Source organism: Arthrobacter sp. 2YAF22_2 (genome assembly GCF_052114645.1).
Classification (GTDB): Bacteria; Actinomycetota; Actinomycetes; order Actinomycetales; family Micrococcaceae; genus Arthrobacter.
In genome coordinates this window covers 1-3,551 of the sequence record NZ_JBFRFD010000396.1, presented here as the reverse complement: position 1 = coordinate 3,551, position 3,551 = coordinate 1, and the positions used below count along the sequence as shown (strand labels likewise).

The window sequence follows — 3,551 nt, the reverse complement described above, 5'->3', positions numbered from 1 at the left end:
GGTCTGGTTCTCGATGAGCCGCGACGGCCTGCTGCCGGGTTGGTTTGCCAAGACGGACCGCCACGGCACCCCGCAGCGCGTGACGTGGATTGCGGGCGCGGCATCGGCTGTGCTGGCGGGAGTCTTCCCGATCAAGGCCGTCGCGGACCTGACGAACATCGGCATCCTGGCCGCGTTCGTCGTCGTCTGCCTCTCCGTTATTATTTTCCGTTACAAGAGGCCCGAGGCCCCGCGAACCTTCCGGCTGCCTTTCATGCCTGTGGTTCCGCTCTTCGGCATGCTGGCCTCTCTGTTCCTGATGGTGCAACTGCACTGGGAGACGTGGGTCCGTTTCGTCGTCTGGCTGGTCGTCGGGTTGGCCATCTACTTCGGTTATGGCCGCAAGCATTCCTTGATGAACCCGGACAGCCCGCGGCACGAGGAAGCCGTCGAGATGCACCGCCACGTCGGCTAGCCGGGAGAGGACGACGACGGCGTTGGGCGCTCCCGCCCACGCCACCCTCGACGCGCCCCCGCAGATCCGGTCGGGATCTGCGGGAGCGTCGCGCCGAAGGCCGCCGGACCTGAGGGAGCGTCGCAGGGAAGGGTGCCGGATCTGCGGGAGCGTCGCGGGGAGCCGGGGATGACGGAAGGTTCTAGATTTCTAACCAGTATTGCTCGGAAAACATCGCTTTATCTTATGAAAACCCGGTCGCATACTGAATCTAGAACCGTCCACATATTGAGAAAGAACGAGTGCAGCCATGACCCATACTTCAACGGATTCCGGGCCTGAAGCCGGCAACGATGCCGTCTCGGAAGGCTCGCCCGTGCTGGAGGCCTCGGCCCTCGCCGGGGAGACCATCGCGCTGGTCCGCCGCTGGCTCACCGCGGCGGCCGAAGTACCCGTCGATGCCTCCGCCGCGCAGCTCGCCGGCGTGTTGAAGGACCCGAACGGGTTGGACTTCACGGTCGGGTTCGTGGACGGCGTCGTCCGACCCGAAGACCTGCAGGTCGCCGCGCGCAACCTCGCCGCCCTTGCCCCCAAGGTCCCGGCATTCCTGCCGTGGTACATGCGCAGCGCGGTCCGCGTCGGTGGGGCGATGGCCCCGGTCCTGCCCCAGGTCGTCATCCCGATTGCGCGCCGCGTGCTCCGTGAAATGGTGGGCCACCTGATCGTCGACGCGACCGACGCCAAGCTGGGCCCGGCCATCGCGAAGATCCGCAAGGACGGCATCAAACTGAACGTGAACCTGCTGGGTGAGGCCGTACTGGGCGAACACGAAGCCTCCCGCCGGCTCGAGGGCACGCACACCCTCCTCGCCCGGCCCGATGTGGACTACGTTTCCATCAAGGTTTCCTCCACCGTGGCCCCGCACTCCGTCTGGGCCTTCGAGGAGGCCGTGGAGCACGTGGTCGAGAAGCTCACGCCGCTCTTCGCCCGGGCGGCATCCTTCCCCAAGGCCAAGTTCATCAACCTGGACATGGAGGAATACAAGGACCTGGACATGACCATTGCGGTCTTCACCCGGATCCTGGACAAGCCCGAGTTCAAGGACCTGGAGGCCGGCATCGTGCTCCAGGCCTACCTGCCGGATGCCCTGTCCGCGATGATCCGGCTGCAGGACTGGGCCGCCGCCCGGCGCGCCGACGGCGGCGCCGCGATCAAGGTCCGCGTGGTCAAGGGCGCCAACCTGCCGATGGAACAGGTTGAGGCCTCCGTCCACGGCTGGCCGCTCGCCACCTGGGGCACCAAGCAGGATACCGATACCAACTACAAGCGCGTCATTAACTACTCACTGCACCCTGACCGGGTCCGCAACGTCCGGATCGGCGTCGCCGGCCACAACCTCTTCGACGTCGCCTTCGCCTGGCTGCTGGCCAAGCAGCGCGGCATCGCGGATACCGCACGGCAGAGTATCGAGTTCGAGATGCTCCTCGGCATGGCGCAGGGCCAGGCAGAAGCCGTCAGGAAAGAGGTCGGCTCGCTCCTGCTCTACACCCCGGTGGTCCATCCCGCCGAGTTCGACGTGGCGATCGCCTACCTGATCCGCCGCCTCGAGGAGGGCGCCAGCCAGGACAACTTCATGTCCGCCGTGTTTGAGCTCAGCGAAAACGAATCTCTCTTCGAGCGCGAGAAGCAGCGTTTCCTCGCCTCGCTCGCTAAGCTCGACGACGACGTCCCGGTCCCGAACCGCCTGCAGAACCGAGCCCTTCCGGCTGGGCCGATGCCGGCCGACTCCTTCGAAAACACCGCGGATACCGATCCGTCGCTGCCCGCCAACCGCGACTGGGGCCGCGCCATCCTGGGCCGCGTGGCGACCTCCATGCTGGGCAACGCCGCCGTCGAGGCCGCCACCATCACCGATGAGGCGACCCTGGACGCCGTCATCGACACTGCCCTGGCCAAGGGCAAGGCCTGGGGCGCCCTCACCGGCGCCGAGCGGGCCGAGGTCCTGCACCGCGCCGGCGACGTCCTGGAGTCCCGCCGAGCCGACCTCCTCGAAGTCATGGCGAGCGAGACCGGCAAGACGATCGACCAGGGCGATCCCGAGGTCAGTGAGGCCGTCGACTTCGCGCATTACTACGCCGAGGCGGCACGCAAGCTCGACGACGTCGACGGYGCCACGTTCGTCCCGGCGAAGCTGACCGTGGTGACTCCGCCGTGGAACTTCCCGGTCGCCATCCCCGCCGGTTCCACCCTCGCCGCGCTCGCGGCCGGCTCCGCCGTCGTGATTAAACCCGCGAAGCAGGCCCGTCGCAGCGGTGCCGTCATGATCGAAGCGCTCTGGGAAGCCGGCGTGCCGCGCGACGTGCTGACCATGGTGCAGTTGGGCGAGCGGGAGCTGGGTCAGCGGTTGATCTCTCACCCCGCCGTGGATCGCGTCATCCTGACCGGCGGCTACGAGACAGCCGAGCTGTTCCGYTCCTTCCGSAARGACCTGCCSCTGCTSGCCGARACCWSCGGYAAGAACGCCATCATCGTCACCCCGAGCGCCGACCTGGACCTGGCCGCGAAGGACGTCGCGTACTCTGCCTTCGGCCACGCCGGCCAGAAATGCTCCGCCTCGTCGCTGGTGATCCTGGTGGGGTCTGTCGCCACTTCCAAGCGCTTCCACAACCAGCTGATCGACGCTGTTACCTCGCTCAAGGTCGGCTACCCTGAGGATCCCGCCAGCCAGATGGGGCCGATCATCGAGCCTGCCGGCGGCAAGCTCCTCGATGCGTTGACCACCCTCGGCGAGGGCGAGGCCTGGGCCGTTGAGCCGAAGCAACTGGACGAGTCCGGCCGGCTCTGGAGCCCGGGTGTTCGCTACGGGGTTCGGCGCGGATCGTATTTCCACCTCACAGAGTTCTTTGGCCCGGTCCTGGGAGTCATGACGGCGGAGACCCTGGAGGAGGCCATCGCGCTCCAGAACCAGATCGAGTACGGACTGACCTCGGGCCTGCACTCGCTCAATTCGGACGAACTGGCGCTCTGGCTGGACACCGTCCAGGCTGGCAACCTCTACGTCAACCGCGGCATCACCGGAGCCATCGTGCAGCGTCAACCCTTCGGCGGCTGGAAGAAG

General features: G+C 66.8%; 2 protein-coding genes. Both read left to right on the top strand.

Annotated elements, in window-relative coordinates:
- On the top strand, positions 1 to 454 hold a 454-nt coding region (locus AB4Y86_RS14680; RefSeq protein WP_441402935.1), incomplete at its 5' end, for an APC family permease.
- Positions 455 to 743: 289 nt separating this feature from the next.
- Positions 744 to 3,551 (top strand): bifunctional proline dehydrogenase/L-glutamate gamma-semialdehyde dehydrogenase (locus AB4Y86_RS14675; RefSeq protein WP_441402934.1); only part of this gene is annotated, 2,808 nt, incomplete at its 3' end.